Source organism: Pseudomonas sp. DE0010 (assembly GCF_007680745.1).
In the GTDB taxonomy this organism is placed as follows: domain Bacteria; phylum Pseudomonadota; class Gammaproteobacteria; order Pseudomonadales; family Pseudomonadaceae; genus Aquipseudomonas; species Aquipseudomonas parafulva_B.
In genome coordinates, this window is record NZ_VEJQ01000110.1 from 1 (window position 1) to 327 (window position 327).

General features: G+C 70.3%; 1 protein-coding gene. It reads left to right on the forward strand.

Annotated features, from left to right (window positions below; genetic code table 11):
- A partial coding sequence (locus FS767_RS21880) for a metallophosphoesterase (protein WP_371921608.1) occupies window positions 1-307 on the forward strand: 307 nt, incomplete at its 5' end.
- Between the last annotated feature and the right edge of the window lie 20 nt (window positions 308-327).

Consider the following 327-nt stretch of genomic DNA (forward strand, 5'->3'; position numbering starts at 1 on the left):
CGGCTCCGTGGCCTCCTACCAGCGCTTTTGCGAGCTGGCCGAGCCCCTGGCCGCGCCGATGCGCTGGCTGGCCGGCAACCATGACGAGAACGCGCCCATGGCCAAGGCCTGTGGCGATCGCGATTTCCTCGAGACGGTCACCGACCTGGGCGCCTGGCGCCTCATCCTGCTCGACAGCACCGTGCGCGGTTGCGTGTTCGGCGAACTAGAGCAGGCGCAGCTGGTCGCCCTGGACGAGGCCCTGAGCGCCGCGCCCGAGCGTCCGGCACTGATCTGCCTGCACCATCATCCGGTGCCGGTGGGTTGAGGCTGGATGGAGCCCCTGGG